Source organism: Pseudomonas sp. MOIL14HWK12:I1, from assembly GCF_000510705.1.
Taxonomy (GTDB): Bacteria; Pseudomonadota; Gammaproteobacteria; order Pseudomonadales; family Pseudomonadaceae; genus Chryseomonas; species Chryseomonas oryzihabitans.
Map to the genome: position 1 here is coordinate 1 of NZ_KI783307.1, position 21623 is coordinate 21623.

The 21623-nt window shown below is 66.4% G+C and carries 22 protein-coding genes and 1 rRNA gene; 15 read left to right on the top strand and 8 right to left on the bottom strand.

Features of this window, described 5'->3' with window-relative positions; all coding sequences use genetic code 11:
* Positions 1-88: 88 nt before the first annotated feature.
* Positions 89-204, top strand: a 5S ribosomal RNA gene (rrf, locus tag PSEK12I1_RS0109930).
* A gap of 455 nt (positions 205-659) precedes the next feature.
* Here the strand turns inward: rrf and cmoB are convergent.
* The 4 genes from cmoB to lon form a co-directional block, all read right to left on the bottom strand.
* Positions 660-1628 carry a tRNA 5-methoxyuridine(34)/uridine 5-oxyacetic acid(34) synthase CmoB gene (cmoB, locus tag PSEK12I1_RS0109935; protein ID WP_027601418.1) on the bottom strand — a complete coding sequence of 323 codons (969 nt, stop codon included), beginning with the start codon at positions 1626-1628 and terminating at the stop codon, positions 660-662.
* Positions 1625-2362, bottom strand: a complete 738-nt coding sequence (cmoA, locus tag PSEK12I1_RS0109940) for a carboxy-S-adenosyl-L-methionine synthase CmoA (RefSeq protein WP_027601419.1) — start codon at positions 2360-2362, stop codon at positions 1625-1627. The genes cmoB and cmoA overlap by 4 nt, the downstream gene beginning before the upstream one ends.
* A gap of 63 nt (positions 2363-2425) precedes the next feature.
* Positions 2426-2818, bottom strand: a complete 393-nt coding sequence (locus PSEK12I1_RS0109945; protein WP_007163011.1) for a protease inhibitor I42 family protein — start codon at positions 2816-2818, stop codon at positions 2426-2428.
* Between the two features lie 61 nt (positions 2819-2879).
* Entirely contained in the window at positions 2880-5270 is a 2391-nt protein-coding gene (lon, locus tag PSEK12I1_RS0109950; RefSeq protein ID WP_027601420.1) for an endopeptidase La, read from the bottom strand.
* Between the two features lie 228 nt (positions 5271-5498).
* On the opposite strand from lon, the gene PSEK12I1_RS0109955 reads away from it, so the two are divergent.
* The 5 genes from PSEK12I1_RS0109955 (at position 5499) to PSEK12I1_RS0109975 (ending at position 10255) form a co-directional block, all read left to right on the top strand.
* Positions 5499-6164: a methylamine utilization protein gene (locus PSEK12I1_RS0109955; RefSeq protein ID WP_027601421.1), complete on the top strand. Its 666-nt coding sequence runs from the start codon at positions 5499-5501 to the stop codon at positions 6162-6164.
* Positions 6148-8466 (top strand): bifunctional diguanylate cyclase/phosphodiesterase, encoded by a 2319-nt coding sequence (locus tag PSEK12I1_RS0109960; protein WP_027601422.1) that lies wholly within the window; start codon positions 6148-6150, stop codon positions 8464-8466. Before PSEK12I1_RS0109955 ends, PSEK12I1_RS0109960 begins: the two co-directional genes overlap by 17 nt.
* Positions 8463-9314, top strand: coding sequence for a DUF3034 family protein (locus tag PSEK12I1_RS0109965; RefSeq protein ID WP_027601423.1), 852 nt, complete (start codon positions 8463-8465; stop codon positions 9312-9314). Before PSEK12I1_RS0109960 ends, PSEK12I1_RS0109965 begins: the two co-directional genes overlap by 4 nt.
* Entirely contained in the window at positions 9314-9739 is a 426-nt protein-coding gene (locus PSEK12I1_RS0109970; protein ID WP_007163016.1) for a group 1 truncated hemoglobin, read from the top strand. Before PSEK12I1_RS0109965 ends, PSEK12I1_RS0109970 begins: the two co-directional genes overlap by 1 nt.
* Positions 9740-9817: 78 nt before the next feature.
* Complete coding sequence (locus PSEK12I1_RS0109975; protein ID WP_027601424.1) at positions 9818-10255, top strand: DNA methylase; 438 nt, start codon at positions 9818-9820, stop codon at positions 10253-10255.
* A gap of 51 nt (positions 10256-10306) precedes the next feature.
* On the opposite strand, the gene PSEK12I1_RS0109980 is transcribed toward PSEK12I1_RS0109975, so the two are convergent.
* Entirely contained in the window at positions 10307-11413 is a 1107-nt protein-coding gene (locus PSEK12I1_RS0109980) for an alpha/beta hydrolase (RefSeq protein ID WP_027601425.1), read from the bottom strand.
* Between the two features lie 109 nt (positions 11414-11522).
* On the opposite strand from PSEK12I1_RS0109980, the gene PSEK12I1_RS0109985 reads away from it, so the two are divergent.
* Complete coding sequence (locus PSEK12I1_RS0109985; protein WP_007163019.1) at positions 11523-11723, top strand: hypothetical protein; 201 nt, start codon at positions 11523-11525, stop codon at positions 11721-11723.
* Here PSEK12I1_RS0109985 and PSEK12I1_RS0109990 read toward each other — a convergent pair.
* The gene (locus PSEK12I1_RS0109990; RefSeq protein ID WP_027601427.1) at positions 11720-12703 is read right to left on the bottom strand and encodes a DctP family TRAP transporter solute-binding subunit; all 984 of its coding nucleotides are present in this window, start codon (positions 12701-12703) and stop codon (positions 11720-11722) included. The genes PSEK12I1_RS0109985 and PSEK12I1_RS0109990 overlap by 4 nt on opposite strands.
* 166 nt (positions 12704-12869) lie before the next feature.
* Between PSEK12I1_RS0109990 and PSEK12I1_RS0109995 the strand changes: the two genes are divergently transcribed.
* Positions 12870-13703, top strand: a complete 834-nt coding sequence (locus PSEK12I1_RS0109995) for an aldo/keto reductase (protein ID WP_027601428.1) — start codon at positions 12870-12872, stop codon at positions 13701-13703.
* Here PSEK12I1_RS0109995 and mnmC read toward each other — a convergent pair.
* Both mnmC and PSEK12I1_RS0110005 read right to left on the bottom strand, forming a co-directional pair.
* Positions 13700-15637 (bottom strand): bifunctional tRNA (5-methylaminomethyl-2-thiouridine)(34)-methyltransferase MnmD/FAD-dependent 5-carboxymethylaminomethyl-2-thiouridine(34) oxidoreductase MnmC, encoded by a 1938-nt coding sequence (gene mnmC, locus PSEK12I1_RS0110000; RefSeq protein WP_027601429.1) that lies wholly within the window; start codon positions 15635-15637, stop codon positions 13700-13702. The genes PSEK12I1_RS0109995 and mnmC overlap by 4 nt on opposite strands.
* Positions 15638-15692: 55 nt before the next feature.
* A complete protein-coding gene (locus tag PSEK12I1_RS0110005) occupies positions 15693-15908 on the bottom strand; it encodes a DUF6316 family protein (RefSeq protein ID WP_007163023.1) in 216 nt (71 codons plus the stop codon).
* 297 nt (positions 15909-16205) lie between these two features.
* Between PSEK12I1_RS0110005 and PSEK12I1_RS0110010 the strand changes: the two genes are divergently transcribed.
* From PSEK12I1_RS0110010 to PSEK12I1_RS0110040, 7 genes are all read left to right on the top strand, one after another.
* Positions 16206-16844: a peroxiredoxin gene (locus PSEK12I1_RS0110010; RefSeq protein WP_027598409.1), complete on the top strand. Its 639-nt coding sequence runs from the start codon at positions 16206-16208 to the stop codon at positions 16842-16844.
* 163 nt (positions 16845-17007) lie between these two features.
* Positions 17008-17595, top strand: coding sequence for an NADPH-dependent FMN reductase (gene ssuE / locus PSEK12I1_RS0110015; protein ID WP_027598408.1), 588 nt, complete (start codon positions 17008-17010; stop codon positions 17593-17595).
* Between the two features lie 15 nt (positions 17596-17610).
* Complete coding sequence (locus PSEK12I1_RS0110020; RefSeq protein ID WP_027598407.1) at positions 17611-18576, top strand: sulfonate ABC transporter substrate-binding protein; 966 nt, start codon at positions 17611-17613, stop codon at positions 18574-18576.
* 24 nt (positions 18577-18600) lie between these two features.
* Complete coding sequence (gene ssuD / locus PSEK12I1_RS0110025; protein WP_027598406.1) at positions 18601-19749, top strand: FMNH2-dependent alkanesulfonate monooxygenase; 1149 nt, start codon at positions 18601-18603, stop codon at positions 19747-19749.
* 10 nt (positions 19750-19759) lie between these two features.
* Complete coding sequence (gene ssuC / locus PSEK12I1_RS0110030) at positions 19760-20548, top strand: aliphatic sulfonate ABC transporter permease SsuC (RefSeq protein WP_017639828.1); 789 nt, start codon at positions 19760-19762, stop codon at positions 20546-20548.
* Positions 20545-21354 (top strand): aliphatic sulfonates ABC transporter ATP-binding protein, encoded by an 810-nt coding sequence (ssuB, locus tag PSEK12I1_RS0110035; RefSeq protein WP_027601430.1) that lies wholly within the window; start codon positions 20545-20547, stop codon positions 21352-21354. Before ssuC ends, ssuB begins: the two co-directional genes overlap by 4 nt.
* 23 nt (positions 21355-21377) lie before the next feature.
* Positions 21378-21593 carry a molybdopterin-binding protein gene (locus PSEK12I1_RS0110040; protein ID WP_007163030.1) on the top strand — a complete coding sequence of 72 codons (216 nt, stop codon included), beginning with the start codon at positions 21378-21380 and terminating at the stop codon, positions 21591-21593.
* Positions 21594-21623 lie beyond the last annotated feature (30 nt).

Sequence of the window (21623 nt, forward strand, 5' to 3'; positions counted from 1 at the left end):
AAGACCCCAAAGACGATACGTCTACTTCGATCACAGACCCAATTGGGCCAGCCAGGCAGCTCCATCACCTGGCCAGCCAACCGAATTGCTTGACGAACATAGAGCATTGGAACCACCTGATCCCTTCCCGAACTCAGAAGTGAAACGATGCATCGCCGATGGTAGTGTGGGGCTTCCCCATGTGAGAGTAGGTCATCGTCAAGCGCCTAACACCCAGCACCCCCGCTCAGTTCATTCTGGCGGGGGTGTTGTCTTTGGGGCGGGAAAAGTTTGGCCGAGTGCTAGAGCGCCTAGGCGCTGGGGGCAGAGAATTGGCCAGCGAAGGCCTGGGGCTGCGTAGCTGAGGTGGCCCCACCCTAGCCCTCTCCCAAAGGGAGAGGGGACTAGGAGCGGAGTGGCGGAGAGGTTGGCGCAGGGCCTGCCAGATGTGTGCTGCTAACACTCCGCAAAGAGCACAAGAGCCACAACAGCCCGGCTGCGCCGGTCTGTTGTGGCCATGGTGGTCCGCCGATGCCGCCGCTCCTACAAGGAGGCATGCCGTAGGAGCGGCCCATGGCCGCGATCGGATGGTCGGATGTTGGGCTTCGCTGCGCTCAACCCAACCTACCGCAGCGTTACGCTAGCAAGAAAAAGCCCGGCAGATGCCGGGCTTTTTGCGTTCAGGGTTTGCGGGCTATCAGGGTGGCGCGCAGGGGAGCGGGGAGGCCTTCGACGGTCAGGCTTGGATCTTCCGGATTCAGGAAGTCCGGCAGTGACTGGAAGCCCATCCATTCGGTGGAGCGCTGTTCGTCTATCGTCGTGGGGGTGAGGTCCACCAGGCGGACGTCACGATAGCCGGCGCGTTGCAGCCAGAGTTGCAGGGCGGCCGCGGAGGGCAGGAACCAGACGTTGCGCATCTGGGCGTAGCGGTCTTCGGGGACCAGGACGGTGGTGGCATCGCCTTCGACCACCAGGGTTTCCAGGACCAGCTCACCGCCGCTGTCGAGGCAGTTCTTCAGATCCAGCAGGTGGTCGATGGGCGAACGACGATGGTAGAGCACGCCCATGGAAAAGACGGTATCGAAACCGCCGTCCAGTACGGGCAGTTCTTCCAGTGTCAATGGCAGGTGCCAGGTGGGCAGGTCGGGCAGATAGCGGCGCAGGACCTGGAATTGGCAATGGAAGAGCCAGTTGGGATCGACACCCAGGACCAGGCTGGCTCCGGCGCCAAGCATGCGCCACTGGTAGTAGCCATTGCCGCAACCAACATCCAGGACGCGCTTGCCCTGCAGATCCAGGTGAGGGGAGACCCTGTCCCATTTCCAGTCGGAGCGCCATTCGGTATCGAGATGGAGATCGAACAGCTGGAAGGGCCCCTTGCGCCACGGGCGCAATTGCAGCAGTGCCTCGCGCAGGGCCTGATGCTGCTCCGCTGAGGGCACGCCGACGAGGCGCACGGCCTCACGCAGTTCGACAACCGTTACAGCGATTTCGGGGAGCGCATCGACACCCGCTTGCCAGCGCTGCAGATCGCCGTGGCCGCGGGCGTACTTGGCGGCCAGGACGGCTTCGAGGGACCGGGACCAGGTAGCCAGCGGGGTATCCGCCAGCGCCCGCTGCAGGGCTGCGAGGTAGGAAGGCTGGGTCATGGCAGGGCGATCAGGGAGGTGAAGTTGAGGCATTGGAACCAGGGCACGACGGTGCTGAAGCCGGCGGCCTGCAGGCGCGCACGGTGTTCGTCCAGGGTGTCGGTGAGCATGACGTTTTCCAGCGCGGTGCGTTTCTGGGCGATTTCCAGCTCGCTGTAGCCATTGGCTCTCTTGAAGTCCAGGTGCAGGCCGTTGAGCAGGGCCTGGGTCTCGGTCTCCGGAAAACGGATCTTTTCCGACAGCAGCAGGGCGCCGCCGGGCAGCAGGCTGGCGCGCAGTCGGCTGAGCAGGCCCAGGCGCTGTTCCGGGGCGATGAATTGCAGGGTGAAGTTGAGGGCGATCACCGAAGCCGGTTCGAGCGGGACTTCGAGGATATCGGCTTCCACCACCTCTACCGGAAGCAACTCCTCATGCATGGAGTCCTGGGCGCTGAGGTATTCGCGGCAGCGGGTGACCATGGCGGTGGAGTTGTCGATGGCCACCATCCGAGCACCCTCGGCGCGGACATGACGGCGCAGCGCCTGGGTCACGGCGCCCAGGGAGCAGCCGAGGTCATAGAGGCGGCTATGGGGCTGGGCGAACCGTGCGGCGATGACACCGAGGTTCTCGACGATGGTGGGATAGCCCGGCACGGATCTCTTGATCATGTCGGGAAAGACGCGCACCACGTCTTCGTTGAAGGTGAAGTCGGCAGGAGGCTGCGGCGACGCGAACAGGCGGTCGGCTTCGCTCATGGGCGGTACCTGGAAAATCGAAAGGGGGCATTGTACCCCCGGCAGGCACCGCTGGACGTGGCCTCAGCGGATTTCGATACGGCAGTCGAAGCGGGCCTGGGGCTCGGCATCGGCATCCCAGGGCTGGCGAGCCTGGAGCTCGAGATGGGCGCTGCCGGCGCTCTGGGCGCGGAAGCGCCAGAGGGACTGACCGGCGCTGCCGATGCCGCCCTGGTCCTGGCGCTGTTCGCGAAAGACTTCCGGGCCAAGTTGCCTGAGGTTGTCGCTGCGCTGAAGGATGGTCCAGCGATAGCCGCTGGTGGGATCGCTGGGCAGGGTCAGGGTCAGTTCCTGGCCGATGTGCATGGCCAGCGGGGTGCAGTCGCTGTCGTCACCCAGGATGAGGTTGCCGCTCGGCTGGGTGCTGCTGCAGCCGGCCAGGAGCAGACAGCCGCAGAACAGAAGACGGTTGGACATGGAAACCTCCGGGGTATGACGGCAAAACGCAGAGCATACCCCAAGAGGTCGGACGGTCAGACTAGAAGAGCACCTTGGCGACGTCGGCGAAGCGCTTGGCGAAGTGGACGGTCAGCCCCTCCTTGAGATAGGCGGGCAGCTCTTCGAAATCACCGCGATTGGGCTCCGGCAGGATCAGTTCACTGATCTTCTGCCGCCGCGCCGCGATGACCTTTTCCCGTACCCCGCCAATGGGCAGCACCTGGCCGGTCAGGGTCAGCTCGCCGGTCATGGCCACGTTCTTCTTGGGCGCCTGGTTGCGCGCCAGCGACAGCAGGGCGGAGGCCATGGTGATGCCGGCACTGGGACCATCCTTGGGCGTGGCGCCTTCGGGTACGTGCAGGTGGACGAGGGCCTGGTCGAAGAAGTTCGGATCGCCCTTGAAGTCCTTGAGATGCGCGGTGACGTAGCTGTAGGCGATCTCGGCGGATTCCTTCATGACGTCACCCAGCTTGCCGGTGAGCTTGAAGCCGCGATTCAGGGTATGGATGCGCGTCGCCTCGATCGGCAGGGTGGCGCCGCCCATGCTGGTCCAGGCCAGCCCGGTGATGATGCCGACCCCGGACAGCACCTGTTCCTTGCGGAAGGGCGGCATGCCCAGATAGTCCTCGAGATCCGAGGCGCCGATCTTGATCTTGAGCTTGGGGTCCTCGATGAGCCTGACCACCGCCTTGCGCACCAGCTTGCCCAGCTGCTTCTCCAGCTGGCGTACGCCGGCCTCGCGGGCATAGCCTTCCACCAGGGCCTTGAGGGCACTGTCGGTGAGCGTCAGGCGATCCTTGGGCACCCCGGCCTTGTCCAGCTGCTTGGGCCAGAGGTGGCGCTTGGCGATGGCCTGCTTTTCCTCGGCGATATAGCCGGAGAGGCGGATGACCTCCATGCGGTCCAGCAACGGACCCGGAATGGAGTCCAGGGTGTTGGCGGTACAGACGAACAGCACCTTGGACAGGTCCAGGCGCAGATCCAGATAGTGGTCGAGGAAATCGACGTTCTGTTCCGGATCCAGGGTCTCCAGCAGTGCCGAGGCGGGATCGCCCTGGTAGCTCTGGCCCATCTTGTCGATCTCGTCGAGCATGATGACCGGATTCATCACCTTGACGTCGCGCAGGGCCTGGACGAGCTTGCCGGGCATGGCGCCGATGTAGGTACGGCGGTGGCCCTTGATCTCGGCTTCGTCCCTCATGCCGCCGACGCTGAAGCGATAGAAGGGGCGGCCGAGGGATTCGGCGATGGACTTGCCGATGCTGGTCTTGCCCACCCCGGGCGGACCCACCAGCAGCACGATGGAGCCGGTCACCTCACCCTTGAAGGCGCCCACCGCGAGGAATTCGAGGATGCGATTCTTGATGTCGTCGAGCCCGGCGTGGTGCCGGTCGAGCACCTTGCGCGCGTGCTTGAGATCGAGCTTGTCCTGGCCGTGGATACCCCACGGCAGATCGGTGGCCCAGTCCAGGTAGTTGCGGGTGACGCCGTATTCCGGCGAGCCGGTCTCGAGGATGGACAGCTTGTTCAGCTCGTCGTCGATGCGCTTCTGCGCGGCTTCGGGCAGGATCTTGCCGTCCAGGCGCTGGCGAAAACCTTCGATGTCGCTGCTGCGATCGTCCTTGGTGATGCCCAACTCCTGCTGGATCAGCTTGAGCTGCTCCTTGAGGAAGAATTCGCGCTGGCGCTCGTTGATCTTGCGATTGACCTCGGCGGACAGCTCCTTCTGCAGGCGGGCGACCTCGACCTCCTTGCGCAGCAGCGGCAGGACCTTTTCCATGCGCTGCAGCATAGGCACGGTATCGAGCACCTGCTGCAGTTCATCGCCCGGCGCGGTGGTGAGGGCGGCGGCGAAGTCGGTGAGCGGCGAGGGGTCGTTGGGGCTGAAGCGATTGAGATAGTTCTTCAGCTCTTCGCTGTACAGCGGGTTGAGGGGCAAGAGCTCCTTGATCGCGTTGATCAGCGCCATGCCGTAGGCCTTCACCTCGTCGCTGGGATCGGGACTGGGGCGCAGGTGCTCGACTTCCACCAGATAGGGCGGACGCTGCCGGCGCAGCCAGCCGCGGATGCGCACCCGCGACAGGCCCTGGGCCACGAACTGCAGCTTGCCGTCCTGGCGAGTGGCATGGTGGATGCGCACCAGGGTGCCGTGCTGCGGCAGCTGGTCGGGATCGAAGCCGTCGGCATCGCCGGGTTGCTGTTCCATGTAGAACAGCGCCAGGCAATGGTGGTCGGTCTTGGCCACCAGCTCCAGGGTTTCCGCCCAGGGCTCTTCGTTGACGATGACGGGCAGTACCTGCGCTGGGAAGAAGGGGCGGTTGTGAATGGGGATGACGTACAGCTTGTCGGGAAGATTCTGGCCGGGTAGCACCAGACCGGTCTGGCCGGCTTCTTCGCTGAGAATGTCCGCTTGGTTGTCCTGATCGCTCATTGGCGTACCTTGGGCTTGGATGTAGGGCCAACATGGGGCGAGGGCGCTGCTTTTTCAACGCAGGCCAAGACCTGTCCTTCTTGACCGCCGGGCACCGCTTGAAGTGCGACGACCGGGGCAACGACTGGCCGTCGCGACGATAAAGATTCCCCCGAGACTGCCGCTAAAGCTGAAGTCACGCCGCGAAGCCGGCGAGAGTTTCCAAGGGCGCGCGGTGGAGAACAGCGGGTGAACAAGCGACATCTAGTAACGGGATTGCTGGTCTTGGGCCTCGGCACCGCGCAGGCGGCGCCGGTCGCCGTGCAGGTCGTGGACAGCCAGGGAGCACCCCTGGCCGATGCGGTGGTGATGCTGTCGGCGCCGGGACTGGTGCCCGAGCGGCGGCCCGCGGCCATCGACCAGCAGAATCGGCGCTTCGTCCCCCATGTCCTGGCGGTGGCCACCGGGACGGCGGTGAGCTTTCCCAATACCGACGACATCCGCCATCAGGTCTATTCCTTTTCCAGCCCGAAGCGCTTCGAGCTGCCGCTCTACCACGGGCTTCCCAGCACGCCGGTGGTGTTCGACCAACCGGGCGTGGTGGTGGTGGGCTGCAATATCCACGACTGGATGGTGGGATACGTCTACGTGACCACCGCCGGGCGCTCCGCGGTGACCGACAGTCAGGGCCAGGCCCGCCTGGAGGCGCCGGACGGTCATTATCAGCTGGCACTGTGGCACCCCGACCTCAGCGACAAGCAGGAGGTCGCCCAGCCTGCGCTGGACGTGGCGGGCAAGCCGGTGACCCTGAAACTCCAGCTGGCGGTTCAGCCGAAGCCGCAGTCCGCGGAGCCGGCGAGCTCGGCTTTCGAGGATGCCTTCCACAAGGCCACGCACGATGAAGCTCATCCATAGTTTCCAGACCCGCATCGCCGGCAGTCTCTTCCTGCTGATGCTGGTGGTCATCACCCTGGTCTATCTGACGGTCAAGGCCGCCACCGAGGCCAGTGCGGTGCGCCAGTCCTATGACCAGCTCGACACCGGGGCGCGGGTCTTTCGCCAGGTGCTGGACGGGCGCTGCCGCCGGCTGAACGATGCCGTGCGGGTGCTCGCCGCCGATTTCGGCTTTCGCGATGCCGTCGCCAGTGGCGATGTGCCGACCCTGAGGTCGGCGCTGGCCAACCATGGCGCCCGGGTGGGCGCAGGCGATACCTATCTGCTGGATCTGGACGGCCGGCTGATCGCCAGCACCGTGGCGGCGCACAGCCAAGGCGAGCGGCTGCCCGTCGCGGTGGCGTCGGGCAATGACGGCAGCTGTGTGCTGGCGGGTACCGGCCTGCCGCAATTGCGGGTCACGGTGCCGGTCCGGGCTCCTGTACCCATTGCCCAGGTGGTGATGAGTTTCGCCATGGATCAGGCCATGGCCGAAGAATTTCGCTCGCTGATCAACCTGGACGTGGTGTTTCTCGGCGAAGCCGCGCTGATGGCCAGTACCCTGCCTGAGGAGCAGGGACGGCGGCTGCTGCCTGAGCTGGCGAACGCGCCCCGGGGCAGCGATAGCTGGCAGCTGGCCCTGGGTGATCGCCGCTATCAGGTCAAGCGGCTGACCCTCGGCACCGCCGACCATCCGGTACAGGTCTATCTGCTGCGTTCGCTCGATCTGGCCATGGTCGAGTTCGAACCCCTGCTCAGGCAACTGGCGCTGATCGCCGGCGGTGCCCTGCTGGCGGCGCTGCTGGGCGCGTTGTGGCTGGCGCGCAACCTGGCCCTGCCGTTGCGGCAGCTGTCGGTGATGTCCTGGCGGATCGGCCAGGGGGACTACGGGGTCAAGGTGGAGGTCCAGCGCCGGGACGAATTCGGCCGCTTGGCGCAGGTGCTCGAAGAGATGCGCCAGGGCATCGCCGAGCGCGAGCAGCGGCTCAATCACAATGCCTTGCACGACGCCCTGACCGGATTGCCCAATCGCATCCTGGCCGAGGAACGCCTGCGGGTCTTTATCGCCACCCAGTCCCAGGTTTCGCTGCTGTACCTGGGGCTGGATGGCTTCCAGGCAATCAATGAAAGCGCCGGGGTCGCCGGCGGCGATCGCATCCTCAGGATGGTGGCCGAGCGCGCTCAGGTGCTGCTGGCCGGGCGTGGCTGCGTGTCGCGACCGGTAGGGGACGAATTTCTCGTGCAGTTCTGCCGTGTCGGCCTGGAAGGTGCGGTGGGGCTCGCCGAGCAGCTGCGTCTGTCGCTGGCCGAGCCGATCGAGTGGGAAGGTCAGCTGTATCGTCTCAGTTGCCGCATCGGTGTCGTCGAATATCCGCGCCATGGCGACGATCCGACCCAGCTGATCGAGCGCGCGCGCAGCGCCATGCTCGATGCCGGGCAGTTGCCGGATCGCCTGCGGGTCTATGATGAAGGACGGGATGCGGCCCAGCAGCGGCGTCTGCAACTGGTCCACGATCTGCCGCTGGCGGGCGAGCGGGGTGAATTGATGCTGGTGTTCCAACCCAAGGTGGCCCTGCAGGGCAGCGGGCCGCACCAGGCCGAGGTGCTGCTGCGCTGGCGCCACGCCGAACTGGGCATGGTCTCGCCGGGTGAATTCATTCCCCTGGCCGAGCGCAGTGGCAGCATGGCCGGACTCACCCGCTGGGTGATCCAGGCGGCGATCCGGCAGTTGGCGCTCTGGCAGACCCAGGGCCGAGAGGTCAAGGTGTCGCTGAACGTCTCGGCGGTCGACCTGGCCGATGCCCGACTGCCCGAGCGGGTGATGGGCTGGCTGGATGACGCCGGCGTCTCGGCGCGGCAGCTGACCTTCGAGATCACCGAGAGCGCCATCATGGCCGATCCGGAGGCGGCCATCGCGCTGCTGACCCGCCTCTCCGTGCTGGGCATCCGGTTGTCGGTGGACGACTACGGCACCGGCCAGGCTTCCCTGGCGCACCTGAAGCGGCTGCCGGTGGACGAATTGAAGATCGACCAGTCCTTCGTGAAGGAGCTGGCACCGGGCAACGATGACGCCGTCATCGTCCGCTCGACCATCGAGATGGGCCACAACCTGGGGCTGGAGGTGGTCGCCGAAGGGGTCGAGGAAGCCCGGGCCCTGGCGCTATTGCGCAGCTGGGGCTGCGATGTGATCCAGGGGTACTACATCAGCCGCCCGGTACCGGCCGTGGAATTCGAGGCCTGGATGGAACGGCAGAGCCAGCCGGTGCTGGAGGCGCTGTCATGAGTCGTGGCTGGCTGCTAGCGGGGTTGCTGCTGGCGACCGGGGTGCAGGCCGACGGCGGCAAGCTGCTGGCCACCGGTGGCGCCAGCAGTCTGGAAGGCGCGGCGGGTGGGGGCATCACGCCTTGGGCGGTGATCGGCGGCTATGGCGAAAGCGGCCAGGCCGGCGCCACCGCCTTTGCCACCCGGGTATGGACCGGTGACTATCGGCTCGATGCCACCGGCGTGGCGGCGGCCTATGACAATCGGGTGGAGGTCTCCTATGCCCGCCAGCGCCTGGACATGCCGACCCTGCGGCGGTTGATGAAGCTCGAGGAAGACAGCCTCAGCCAGGACATCGTCGGCGCCAAGGTGCGCCTGGCAGGTGACCTGATCTACGACCGACTGCCGCAGATCGCCCTGGGCGTGCAGTACAAGCATCAGCGCGACTTTGGCATTCCTGCAGCTGTGGGGGCGCGGCGCGACAGCGATGTCGAGGGCTACCTGGGTGCCAGCCGGCTGTTTCTGGGCGGCGCCTTCGGCTACAACCTGCTGCTCAACGTCGGTCTCAGGTACAGCCGCGCCAACGAGATGGGGCTGCTGGGCTTCGGTGGCGATCGCAACGACAGCCGTCAGTGGCTCAAGGAGGGCTCGGCGGCGGTGTTCTTCAATCCCCAGTGGGCGGTGGGCATGGAATATCGCGAGAAGCCGCAGAATCTGTCCTTTACCCGGGAGAGTGACTGGGTGGATACCTTCGTCGGCTATTTCCCCAACAAGCATCTGTCGCTGGTGCTGGCCTATGCCTGGCTGGGCGAGATCGCCACCCTGGACGATCAGCAGGGCCTCTACCTGTCGCTGCAGGGGAGCTACTGATGCAGGCGAAGCCTCTGGTGCTGGCGGCGCTGCTGCTGATGCTGGGTTGCACGCCCCAGCCGCCGGCGGGCGATCGGCTCTATCAGGAGCTGGGTGGCCAGCCCGGCATCACCCGAATCGTCGAGGGGATGCTGCTCAACGTGGCGCGCGACGGGCGGATCCGGCACTACTTCGCCAATGTCGACATCGCGCGGCTGCGCAAGCTGCTCATCCAGAAATTCTGTGCCGATGCGGGCGGTCCCTGTCGTTATGAAGGGGCGAGCATGGCGGAAAGTCATCGCGGTCTGAATCTGCAACCCGCCGACTTCAATGCCCTGGTGGAAGACCTGCAACTGGCCATGCGGCGCGAGGGCATCCCGGAGCGGGCGCAGAATGCCCTGCTGGCGCGGCTGGCGCCGCAACGCGGCGAGGTGATCCGCCAGTAGCCTGCCGGCTGTCGCTGGTTTCGAACCTCGTCCGCGCCAGATCCTCCCTAGGCAAGATGCCTACGAGAGGGATGATGCTTGAGCAAGACGACTTCTGCGGCCGATCTCGGTCTGACCCTGGCGCTGGACGACGAGCCGGCGCTGTTCGGCTGGTTCCTGGCCAGCTACCTGTTCGGCAAGCGCATCTCCCAGAGCATCGCCGCCCAGGCCTGGACGGTGCTCTATCGCAAATACGGCCGCGACACGCCGCGCAAGCTGCTCAATCTGAGCTGGCAGCAACTGGTCAACTATCTCGGCGAAGGCCACTACCGGCGTTATGACGAGAGCACCGCCACGCGCCTGCTGGAGGTCTGTCGTCATCTGCAGGAAGACTATGGCGGCAGCTTTCTCAAGCTACGTAACGCCAGCGCCGATCGTGCGGATTTCGAGCGCCGCCTGCAGACCCTGAAGGGGGTGGGCCCCAAGACCTGCGAGATCTTCATGCGCGAGGCCGGGCCCTTGCTGTTTCCCGACTGAATGCACACCGCCGGCATGGGGCCGGCGGTGTTCACGACGGACGGAAGACTGTTATTTGCCCAGGTCCGCCTTGAGACGGCTGCCGGCATAGGCCTGGGCGTCCTTGGCCTTCTGCACCACCGCAGCGGCGCCGAAGAACTCGTGGGTGACGCCCGGATAGACCTTGCGCTCCACCTGGACGCCGGCCTGGCGCAGGGCGGTCTCCAGGAAGCCACCGTCGTCACGCAGGGGATCGATCTCGGCATTGACGATGGTCACCGGCGGCAGGCCGGCGAGGTCGGCGCGAGTCAGGTCCAGGCGCGGATCCTTGAGATCGGCGGGTGTACGGGTCACCTGTTCGACGAACCACAGCATCATCGGCCGATTGAGCGGCTTGGCGTCCGCATACTGCTCGTAGGACGGGGTATGGGTGTTGGTCTGGGCTACCGGATAGACCGACAGCACGTGCTTGGGTGCGGTGAGACCGGCCTTGCGGGCGGCCACGGCGGTCGCCACCGCCAGGTTGCCCCCGGCGCTTTCACCGGCCAGGGCCAGCCGCTGAGAATCGCCGTTGAGCGAGCCGGCGTGGGTGGTCACCCAGCGATAGGCCGCCAGGGCGTCATCATGGGCAGCGGGAAACTTGTATTCGGGCGCCTGGCGATAGTCCACCGAGACCACGATGGCATTGGCCTGCTTGGCCAGACCGCGGGCGCCACCGTCGTAAACGTTGCGATCGGCGAACACCCAGCCGCCGCCGTGGAAGTAGAGGATGACCGGGAAGGGACCCTGGCCCTCGGGGGTGTAGATGCGGGCGGGCAGCACGCCGGCGGCGCCATCCACAGCACGGTCGACGCTGGTCACGCCGGGTACCAGGGCCTCAGGCTGGGTGGGACGACCCTCGTCCTGCAAGACACCCTTGACCGCATCGGCGATGGTAGGCTGTTGGCGGGCCTGCTGAGCGGTGAGTTTTTCCACGGCCTTGGGATCGAAGCTGGCGTATTTGTTCAGCACCTTCTGCATGTCGGCATCGGTGCGCGCCATGCTCTTGGCATTGCTGATCGCCTCGGCACCCAGAGAACGTTTTTCCGGATCGCGGGCGCAGCCGGTCAGGGCCAGACCGGCGCCAACCAGAGCGAGGGCGAGGAGGGTGGGTTTGCTACGCAAGACGGATAGCGGCATGGCGGAAATCCTGTGCGAATTCAGAGGGCCTACCTGCAAACCGACATGCTTATCGCGCGAGAGGTTCCGGCGGACCGCTGGCAGGTACCTGGCGATCGGCCTGCTGGGATTGCTGGGTAGCCAGGCCGTCGCCGAGCCGGCGGCCTACTGGCGCTGGCGCAGCAACACCGATGGTCAGGACTTCTGTACCCAGACGCCGCCGGGGCCGGGTTGGGTCCGGATCGCGGGGCCCTTTCGCGATCTGCAGTGTCGCGAGGCGGGCAGTCTGCCCCTGCGCCGCTGGGCCGCGCCGCCGCAACAGTCCCGCTAGTTCGAGGTTTCCGCCGCCTTGAGCAGCGAGGCGCCGAGCTCGCCTTCGTAACGCTGCCACACAGGGCGCATGGCGTCCCGCCAGCGCGCCCGTTGTTCGGGAGTGAGGGTGATGATCTCGCTGCCACCCGCGGCGGCGATGCGCGCCCGATCACGCTGGTTTTCCGCCTCGGATTGCTTTTTCACCTCGAAGGTCACCTGGTCGATGATCTCCTCCAGGGTACTGCGTACGGCGAAGGGCAGGGTGCGCCAGCGATCCGCCTTGACGATCAGCATGTAGTCGAGGGCGCCATGGTTGCTCTCGGTGAAATAGCGCTGCTGCTGGTCGAGACGCTGGCTCCAGTAATTGGACCAGGTGTTCTCGGTGGCATTGACGGTGACCGTGGTGAGCGCCTGCAAGGTCTGGTTGAAGGGCAGCCTGACCGCCGTGGCGCCCAGGGCCTCGAACTGGCTCTGCAGGACGTCGGAGTTCTGGATGCGGAACACCAGTCCCTTGGCATCGCCGGGTTCGCGCAGGGGCTTGCGCGCCGACAGCTGCTTGAGGCCGTTGGGCCAGTAGGCCAGGCCGATGACCCCGGCTGGCTCCAGGCTCTGCAGCAGCTGGCGACCGCTGGGCCGGGCCTGGAAGTGATCGAGGGCCGCACGACTCTCGAACAGGAAGGGCAGGTCGAACAGCTTGAGCTTGGGACTGAGTTCGGTGAGTTTGCTGATCGCCGGCGCCAGGATGTCGACCTTGCCGTCCTGCAGCGCCTGGAGTTCGTTGGCATCGGTAAAGGCCGTGCCGCTGGGCAGCACCTCCACCTGGACCTGCCCGGCGAGACGCTGCGCCACCAGCTGCTGGAACAGCTGAGCACCCTTGCCCTTGGGGGTCTCCGGCGCTACCACATGGGAAAACCTCAGAGTAATGACGTCAGCGTAGCTGGATGTCATGGGCAGGGCGGCGGAGAGCAGGGCGCAAAGGCCCAGGATCGACGACTTCATGGCAGGTCCTGGTGATTTTTCTTGGAATCCTTGTAGGCGTACTTTACCAGTGCGACGTCAGGTCGCAGGGCCTGTGGGAAGGCGTTGGCTGCCGTTTGGCGGATGACCGGGAGAATCGGCGTCGCGCTGGCGTTCTAACGACCACATCCAAGAGAAGGAAGCGCCCATGAATACCGCTCAAACCGTTCGTTTGCCCGATGGCACTACCGTTCCGGCGCTGGGCCAGGGTACCTGGCGCATGGGCGAGAACGCGGATCTGCATCGCCAGGAGGTCAGTGCCCTGCGCCAGGGGCTGGACCTGGGACTCACCCTGATCGACACCGCCGAGATGTATGGCGAAGGCCGCGCCGAGGAACTGGTGGGCGAGGCCATGGCCGGGCGGCGGGACGAGGTCTTCCTGGTGAGCAAGTTCTATCCGAAGAACGCCACCGAAGCCGGCGTACCCCTCGCCTGCGAGCGCAGCCTGAAGCGCCTGGGTACCGATGTCATCGACCTCTATCTGCTGCACTGGCGCGGCCAGGTGCCACTGATCGAGACGGTCATGGCGCTGGAGAAGCTGCGCGACGAAGGCAAGATCCGCCACTGGGGCGTTTCCAACCTCGACACCAGCGACATGCTCGAATTGAACGATGATCGCTGCAGCGCCAATCAGGTCCTCTACAACCTGGAACAGCGCGGTATCGAGCATGACCTGCTGCCCTGGTGCCAGCGTCAGCAGATGCCCCTGATGGCCTATTGTCCGCTGGGGCAGGGCGGGGATCTGCTGCGCCACCCGGCCCTGGCTACCCTGGCCGAACGGCATCAGGCCACCCCGGCGCAGATCGCCCTGGCCTGGGTGCTGCGTCAGCCGGGTGTGATCGCCATTCCCAAGGCCGGCGATGCCGGACATCTGGAAGAGAATGCGCGGGCCCTGGATCTGCGCCTGAGCGAAGAGGACTTCGCCCTGCTCGACGGCGCCTTTCCGCCGCCGCAAGCCAAGAGTCCGCTGGCGATCATCTAGCCGCCGCGAATCAACCGGCGCAGGGGGAAACGACTGGGGTGGCAGGCCTCGGCCACCTGCCGCGCCACCGGCAGGGGCTCGTCTTCCAGCCACGCCGCCAGCAGTTCGGCGGCCAGCGGGGTGGTGACCAGGCCACGGGAGCCGTGCGCCAGATTGACATAGAGTCCCTCGCGCCAGGGCGCAGGCTGCTCGGGTACCTGGCGGGCGTCGTAGGCCAGTGCCTGGTAGCGCTGGGCGAAGAGGTCTTCGTCCACCACCGGGCCGACCAGGGGCAGGTAATCCGGCGAGGTACAGCGGAAAGCCACGCGACCTTCCAGTTTCTCGGCTGCATAGCCTGCCGCTAACGCGGGTGACAATTCGGCGAGCAGGTGCAGGTTGCTCTGGTGTTCCACCTGGCTGGGTTCGGTGTCGCTCCGGTCGAACACGAAGCTGGCGCCCAGGCAGTGCCGACCTTCCCGCGCCGGGGCGAGATAGCCTTCGCCGCAGACCACGGTGGCCAGCGCCTGGCTATCCGGGGTTTCCGGCAGCGCGGACAGCTGTCCGCGGATCGCCTTCAGCGGCAGGCCGGGCAGCAGCGTTCGGGCCTGGGCGGCGCTGGCCACCACGACCACCGCCGCCGTCAGCGGCTCGCCCTGGGTGCTGGCCTGCCAGCCGTGCTCGGTCTGCTGGAGGGCGGTCACCTCGGTATGGGTGACCAGCTCGATATTCGGATGGGCCAGCCAGTGCGCGCACAGCGCCGGCGGATGCACCCAGCCTCCTTCCGGAAAGAACAGGCCCCCCGCCGTGAGACCGATTCCGGCCCTGTCGCTGGCGGCGTCGCTGTCCAGGGGCTGCAGCAGATCGGCGGGGAAGTGCGCGGCCAGTTGCGCCTGCCGCTGGGCGTCCTTGTCCGTCAGCGCCAGTTGCAGCACCCCGCAGGGTGACCAGGTCGCGCCCGTCGGCAGGGCCTGCAATTGGCGCAGGGTCAGGCCGAAGCCATCGAGGATCAGCCGACTGAGCGGGGTGTCATGGGCCGACAGCTTGAGATAGAGCACGCCCTGGGGATTGCCGGAGGCCTCCTGGGCGGGCGCCCCATGGCGCTCGACGACCCGGACCTGCCAGCCGCGGCGGGCCAGGCTGGCGGCGGTGGCGCAACCGGCCAGGCCGGCGCCTATGACCAAGGCCGTGCGCGGGCCCTGGGGGCGCGGTGGGCGGGCATACCAGGGCACGAAGGCAGGGGCGACGGGGCGTTCCAGCTTGCCGGCCAGCATTTCCCGCTTGTGGCCGAAGCCAGGCACCTTGGCCATGGCGAAGCCGGCCTCGTTCAGGCCGCGGCGGACGAAGCCGGCGCAGGTAAAGGTCGCCAGGGTGGTGCCGGCATGGGACAGCCGCGCCAGTTCGGCGAACAGCGCGGGCGTCCACATCTCGGGGTTCTTGGCCGGGGCGAAGCCGTCCAGGAACCAGGCATCGCAACGGGCATCCAGTTCGGGCAGGCGCTCCAGCACATCGCCGACCAGCAGGGTCAGGGTGATGCGCCCGTCGCCCAGGATCAGCCGCTGGAAGCCTGGATGGATCGCCTGGTACTGCCGCTGCAGCGCCGCGCTATAGGGGGCCAGTTCCGGCCAGAGACTCAGCGCCTGGGCGAGATCGGCGGCGGTCAGCGGAAAGCGTTCGACGCTGACGAAATGCAGGCGCGCTTCCTGTGGTGCCAGGGCGTCGAAGAGTTGCCAGGCGCAGAGGAAGTTGAGGCCGGTGCCGAAACCCGTCTCGCCGATGGTGAAGACCTCTCCCGGCGCCAGCGCGGCGAAGCGTTCGGCCAGGCGATTCTGCTGCAGGAAGACATAGCGCGTCTCTTCCAGACCGCTGGCGCGGGAAAAATAGATGTCGCCATAGGTGCGGGAGAGGGGTTGCCCGGAGGCATCCCAGTCGAGCTGGGCGTGCTGGAAATCGGTCATGAGCGGCGCGGCCTGGGATTCAGGGCGCGCAGTCTAAAGGATCGAGCGCAGGCGGTCAGACGTTGCTGACGGATTGGCGCATCAGGCCCTGAGAGGTCTGCAGCCGCTCGACGTAGCGATCGATCTGGTTGAGGGCTTCTTCGCGGCTGAAGAAGGGGCCTTCCAGGGTGCCCTCGCGGGTGGTGAAGAAAAACTGACCGTTGACTACGCTGACGCGCTCGCTACGGAAATGGGTGCTGGCACCGGGGTCGTCATTACGTTTGCCTAACATGAGAATCTCCTCCTCGTCTTGCCAACAGACCATGGCGAGCGCTGCGGGTTGCCCCGCTCGGCCAAATGGCGGTCCGTCGATCTTCCTTAGGTGTAGCACCCTAGCGGCCGCTGCGCCTGGGTGGAAAAAGCGCGACGAAATTGTGAGGGGCATCACGCAGCACAGGGCGTAGCCGCCGGACGATGGCCCTGGACGGGTCGTCTTTCGCGTTATAACCACAGCGTGATCCGATCTTTCCCGCCCGCTCTGGTGGGCGGCATAGTGCCGCTATCCCTACCTGCATCAGGAGAACTGCCAATGACCATCCGTCTGGGCGACATCGCCCCCGATTTCGAACAGGATTCCAGCCTGGGTCGCATCCGCTTCCACGAGTGGCTGGGCGACAGCTGGGGCGTGCTCTTCTCCCATCCGGCCGACTTCACCCCGGTCTGCACCACCGAACTGGGCCTCACCGCCAAGCTCAAGGACGAATTCGCCAAGCGCGACGTCAAGGTGATCGCCCTCTCGGTGGACGGCCTGGAATCGCACCAGGGCTGGATCAAGGACATCGAGGAAACCCAGGCGACCGCCGTGGGCTTTCCGATCCTGGCCGACGCCGATCGCAGTGTCTCGACCCTCTACGACATGATCCACCCCAATGCCAACGACACCCTCACGGTGCGCTCGCTGTTCGTCATCGATCCGCAAAAGAAGGTGCGGCTGTCGATCACCTATCCGGCCAGCACCGGACGCAATTTCGACGAGATCCTGCGGGTGATTGATTCCCTGCAGCTCACCGACAATCACAAGGTGGCGACCCCGGGCAACTGGAAGGATGGCGATGACGTGGTCATCGTGCCGTCGCTCAAGGACGAAGAAGAACTCAAGCGCCGTTTCCCCAAGGGCTACACCGCGGTGAAGCCCTATCTGCGCCTGACCCCGCAGCCCAATCGCTGACACCTGCGGTGACAAGAAAACCCCGGCTCCGGCCGGGGTTTTTGTTTTCTGGTTATAACCAAGTGCCTAAAGGATATTTTTAGGGAATAAGCACCCCTTGCTAAGGTCCGCTCATTCCTTTTCGAGCGGCGCGACACCGCTCCTTTTTATCCTGGAGGCGGCGATGCAGGTGGTGACTTTGGCGGGCAGTCCGGGAGCGCGGTCGCGCTCCACCGGCGTGCTGGATCTGGCAGCGAACTGGCTGCAGGCGCGTGGCGTGGAACTGTCGCGCTGGCGTATCCAGGACTTTCCCGCCGCCGACCTCATCGGCGCTCGTTTCGACAGTCCGCCGGTGGTGGAACTGATCGCCCAGTTGCAGGCCGCCGATGGCCTGGTGATCGCCACCCCGGTGTACAAGGCCTCCCTGGCCGGCGCCCTCAAGACCCTGCTGGACCTGCTGCCCGAACGCGCCCTGACCCATAAGGTGGTGCTGCCCCTGGCCACCGCCGGTTCCAGCGGTCATCTGCTGGCCATCGACTACGCGCTGAAGCCGGTGCTCTCGGCGCTCAAGGCCCAGGAAATCCTCAATGGCGTCTTCGCCGATGACAGCCAGGTCAGCTACACCGAGACCGGCGTCGCCCTGACCCCGGCGCTGGAGCAGCGCCTGCACGAATCCCTCGAACAATTCCACGCGGCCCTGGTGCGGCGTCCCCAACCCCTGACCCCCGAGCTGCTGGCCGATCGCATCGGTCAGGCGCGCTGGGGCATCTGACCAGGAGCGTTAGTCATGCAGTTCTCCTTCACCCGTTCGCTGCTCGCCGTTTCCCTGCTGACCCTGGCCGCCGGCCTGGCCCAGGCGGAAGAGACGGTGCGCATCGGCTATCAGAAGTACGGCACCCTGATCACCTTGAAGGCCCGCGGCACCCTGGAGCAGCGCCTGGCCAAGGACGGCGTCAAGGTGCAGTGGACCGAATTTCCCGGCGGCCCGCAGCTGCTGGAAGGCCTCAACGTCGGCAGCATCGACTTCGGCGTGACCGGGGAGACGCCGCCGGTGTTCGCCCAGGCCGCCGGCGCCGATCTGGTCTATGTGGCCCACGAACCGCCAGCGCCCACCAGCGAAGCCATCCTGGTGCCCAAGGATTCGGCCATCCAGTCGCTGGCCGATCTCAGGGGCAAGAAGATCGCCCTGAACAAGGGCTCCAACGTCCACTACCTGCTGGTGCAGGCACTGGCCAAGGCCGGTATCCCCTACCAGGACATCCAGCCGGTCTACCTGCCGCCCGCCGATGCCCGCGCCGCCTTCGAGCGCGGCGCGGTGGATGCCTGGGTGATCTGGGATCCCTATCAGGCCGCCGCCGAGACCCAGTTGCAGGCGCGCACCCTGACCGATGCCACCGGCCTCGCCGACAACCACCAGTTCTATCTGGCCACCCGCAGCTTCGCCAAGGCCCATCCCGAACAGGTTGGCGCCATCGTCGACGAGGTGCGCTCGGTGGGCGAGTGGGCCAAGGCCCACCCCGATCAGGTCGCCGCCCAGGTGGCGCCGCTGCTGAACCTGCCGCTGGACACCGCCGAACGGGTGGTCAAGCGCCAGGGCTATGGCGCCCGCTTCATCAGTCCCGAGGTGGCGGCGCAGCAGCAGAAGATCGCCGACGCCTTCACCGCCCTCAAGTTGATTCCCAAGCCGCTGGTCATCCGCGACGTGGTGTGGACCCCGCCCGCCAGTCTGCAGACCGCTGCCGCCAAACCCTGAATTCGCCTGCTGGAGAAAGTCCCCATGAGTCTCGATATCTTCTGGTTCCTGCCGACCCACGGCGATGGCCACTACCTGGGTACCGCCGAAGGCGCCCGCGCCGTCGACCACGGCTACCTGACCCAGGTCGCCCAGGCCGCCGATCGCCTGGGTTTCGGCGGGGTGCTGATCCCCACCGGTCGCAGTTGCGAGGATTCCTGGCTGGTGGCCGCCTCGCTGATCCCGGTCACCCAGAAACTCAAGTTCCTGGTGGCCCTGCGCCCGGGGATCATCTCGCCCACCGTGGCGGCGCGGCAGGCGGCCACCCTGGATCGCCTGTCCGGCGGCCGGGCGCTGTTCAACCTGGTCACCGGCGGCGATCCCGACGAGCTGGCCGGTGACGGCCTGCACCTGTCCCACAGCGAAAGATACGAAGCCTCGGTGGAATTCACCCGCATCTGGCGTCGCGTGCTGGAAGGCGAGACGGTGGACTACGACGGCAAGCACATCCAGGTGAAGGGCGCCAAGCTGCTCTATCCGCCGCTGCAGCAACCGCGCCCGCCGCTGTACTTTGGCGGCTCCTCCGATGCCGCCCAGGACCTGGCCGCCGAGCAGGTGGAGCTGTACCTGACCTGGGGCGAGCCCCTGGACGCGGTGCGCGAGAAGATCGAGGCGGTCAGGGCCAAGGCCGCCGCCCAGGGCCGCACGGTGCGCTTCGGCATCCGCCTGCACGTGATCGTCCGCGAGACCAATGAAGAGGCCTGGAAGGCCGCCGACCGCCTGATCGCCAACCTGGACGATGCCACCATCGAAAAGGCCCAGGCCGCCTTCGCCCGCTTCGACTCGGTCGGCCAGCAGCGCATGGCCGCGCTGCACGGGGGCCGCCGCGACAACCTGGAGATCGCCCCCAACCTCTGGGCCGGTGTCGGCCTGGTGCGGGGCGGCGCCGGGACCGCGCTGGTCGGCGACGGTCCCACCGTGGCCGCGCGGGTCAAGGAATACGCCGCCCTGGGCATCGATACCTTCATCTTCTCCGGCTATCCGCACCTGGAAGAGTCCTACCGGGTGGCCGAACTGCTGTTCCCGCACCTGCCGGTCAAGCGGCCGACCCAGGTGGAGGGCGCCAACTACGTGAGTCCCTTCGGCGAGATGGTGGCCAACGACATCCTGCCGCAGAAAGCGGCGCAGAGCTGAGGGGGCGGGCATGAGCAGTACGACCGAACGTCAACTCCAGCGCCTGGCGCCCTGGGTGGTACCGGTGGCCCTGATCGTCGCCTGGCAGCTGTCGGTGAGCAGCGGCCTGCTGTCCAGCCGCATCCTGCCGTCACCGGCGGCGGTGCTGGAAGCGGGCTGGAGCCTGGTCAAGAGCGGTGAGCTCTGGCAACACCTGGCCATCAGCGGCTGGCGTGCCGGTATCGGCTTCGCCATCGGTGGCAGCATCGGCCTGGCGCTGGGCTTCATCACCGGGCTGTCGAAATGGGGCGAGCGCCTGCTCGACAGCACCCTGCAGATGGTGCGCAACGTGCCGCACCTGGCGCTGATCCCGCTGGTGATCCTCTGGTTCGGCATCGACGAGTCGGCCAAGTTGTTCCTGGTGGCCCTGGGGGTGTTCTTCCCGATCTACCTCAACACCTACCACGGCATCCGCAACGTCGATCCGGCGCTGGTGGAGATGGCCCGCAGCTACGGCCTCTCCGGGGCGCGGCTGTTCTGGCACGTGGTACTGCCGGGCGCCTTGCCGGCCATCCTGGTGGGGGTGCGTTTCGCCCTCGGCCTGATGTGGCTGACGCTGATCGTCGCCGAGACCATTTCCGCCAGCTCCGGCATCGGCTACCTGGCGATGAACGCCCGGGAATTCCTGCAAACCGACATCGTGGTGCTGGCCATCCTGCTCTATGCCGTCCTCGGCAAGCTGGCGGATCTCGCCGCCCGCGGCCTGGAACGCGCCTGGCTGCGCTGGCACCCGGCCTATCAGAAGGGAGCCCACGCATGACCAGTCTGCAAGCCGTTCCGCCGCTGGCACGGGGCATCGCCCTGAAGCTGCAACAGGTGGTCAAGACCTTTGGCGAGCGCACCGTGCTCCATGGGATCGATCTGGGGATCCCGGCCGGTCAGTTCGTCGCCGTGGTGGGCCGCAGTGGCTGCGGCAAGAGCACCCTGCTGCGCCTGGTGGCCGGACTCGACCGCGCCAGTGGCGGCACCCTGCTGGGGCAGGACGAACCCCTGGCGGCGCACCGCGAAGACACCCGGCTGATGTTCCAGGACGCGCGCCTGCTGCCCTGGAAACGCATCATCGACAACGTCGGCCTGGGCCTCAAGGGCGACTGGAAGCCCAAGGCGCTGGAAGCCCTGGAGGCGGTCGGCCTGGCCGATCGCGCCCAGGAATGGCCCTCGGCGCTGTCCGGCGGCCAGAAGCAGCGCGTGGCCCTGGCCCGCGCCCTGATCCACCAGCCGCGCCTGCTGCTGCTCGACGAGCCGCTGGGCGCCTTGGATGCCCTGACCCGCATCGAGATGCAGCAACTCATCGAGGGCCTCTGGCAGCGCCACGGCTTCACCGTGCTGCTGGTGACCCACGACGTGGGCGAGGCGGTGGCCCTGGCCGATCGCGTGGTGCTCATCGAAGACGGCCACGTCGGCCTGGATCTCGACGTCAACCTGGCGCGCCCCCGGGCCGCCGGCGATGCCCAACTGGCCCGCCTGGAAGCCGAGGTACTGGCCCGGGTGCTGCAGCAGCCGCTCAACCCCGATCTACCCGAGATCGTGCAACCCCTGCCCACGCAACTGCGCTGGGCCTACTGATTGATCACCCGAGGAGTTCTGCCATGACCATCAAGGCCATCAACGTTCGTAACCAGTTCAAGGGCACCATCAAGGAAATCATCGAGGGCTCGGTGCTTTCCGAGATCGACGTCCAGACCGCCGCCGGCATCGTCACCTCCGTCATCACCACCCGCTCGGTCAAGGAGCTGGAACTCCAGGTGGGCAGCGAGGTGATCGCCTTCGTCAAATCCACCGAGGTGTCCATCGCCAAGCTGTGAGGCGGCCCTGCTGGTGAGGAAACCCGCCCT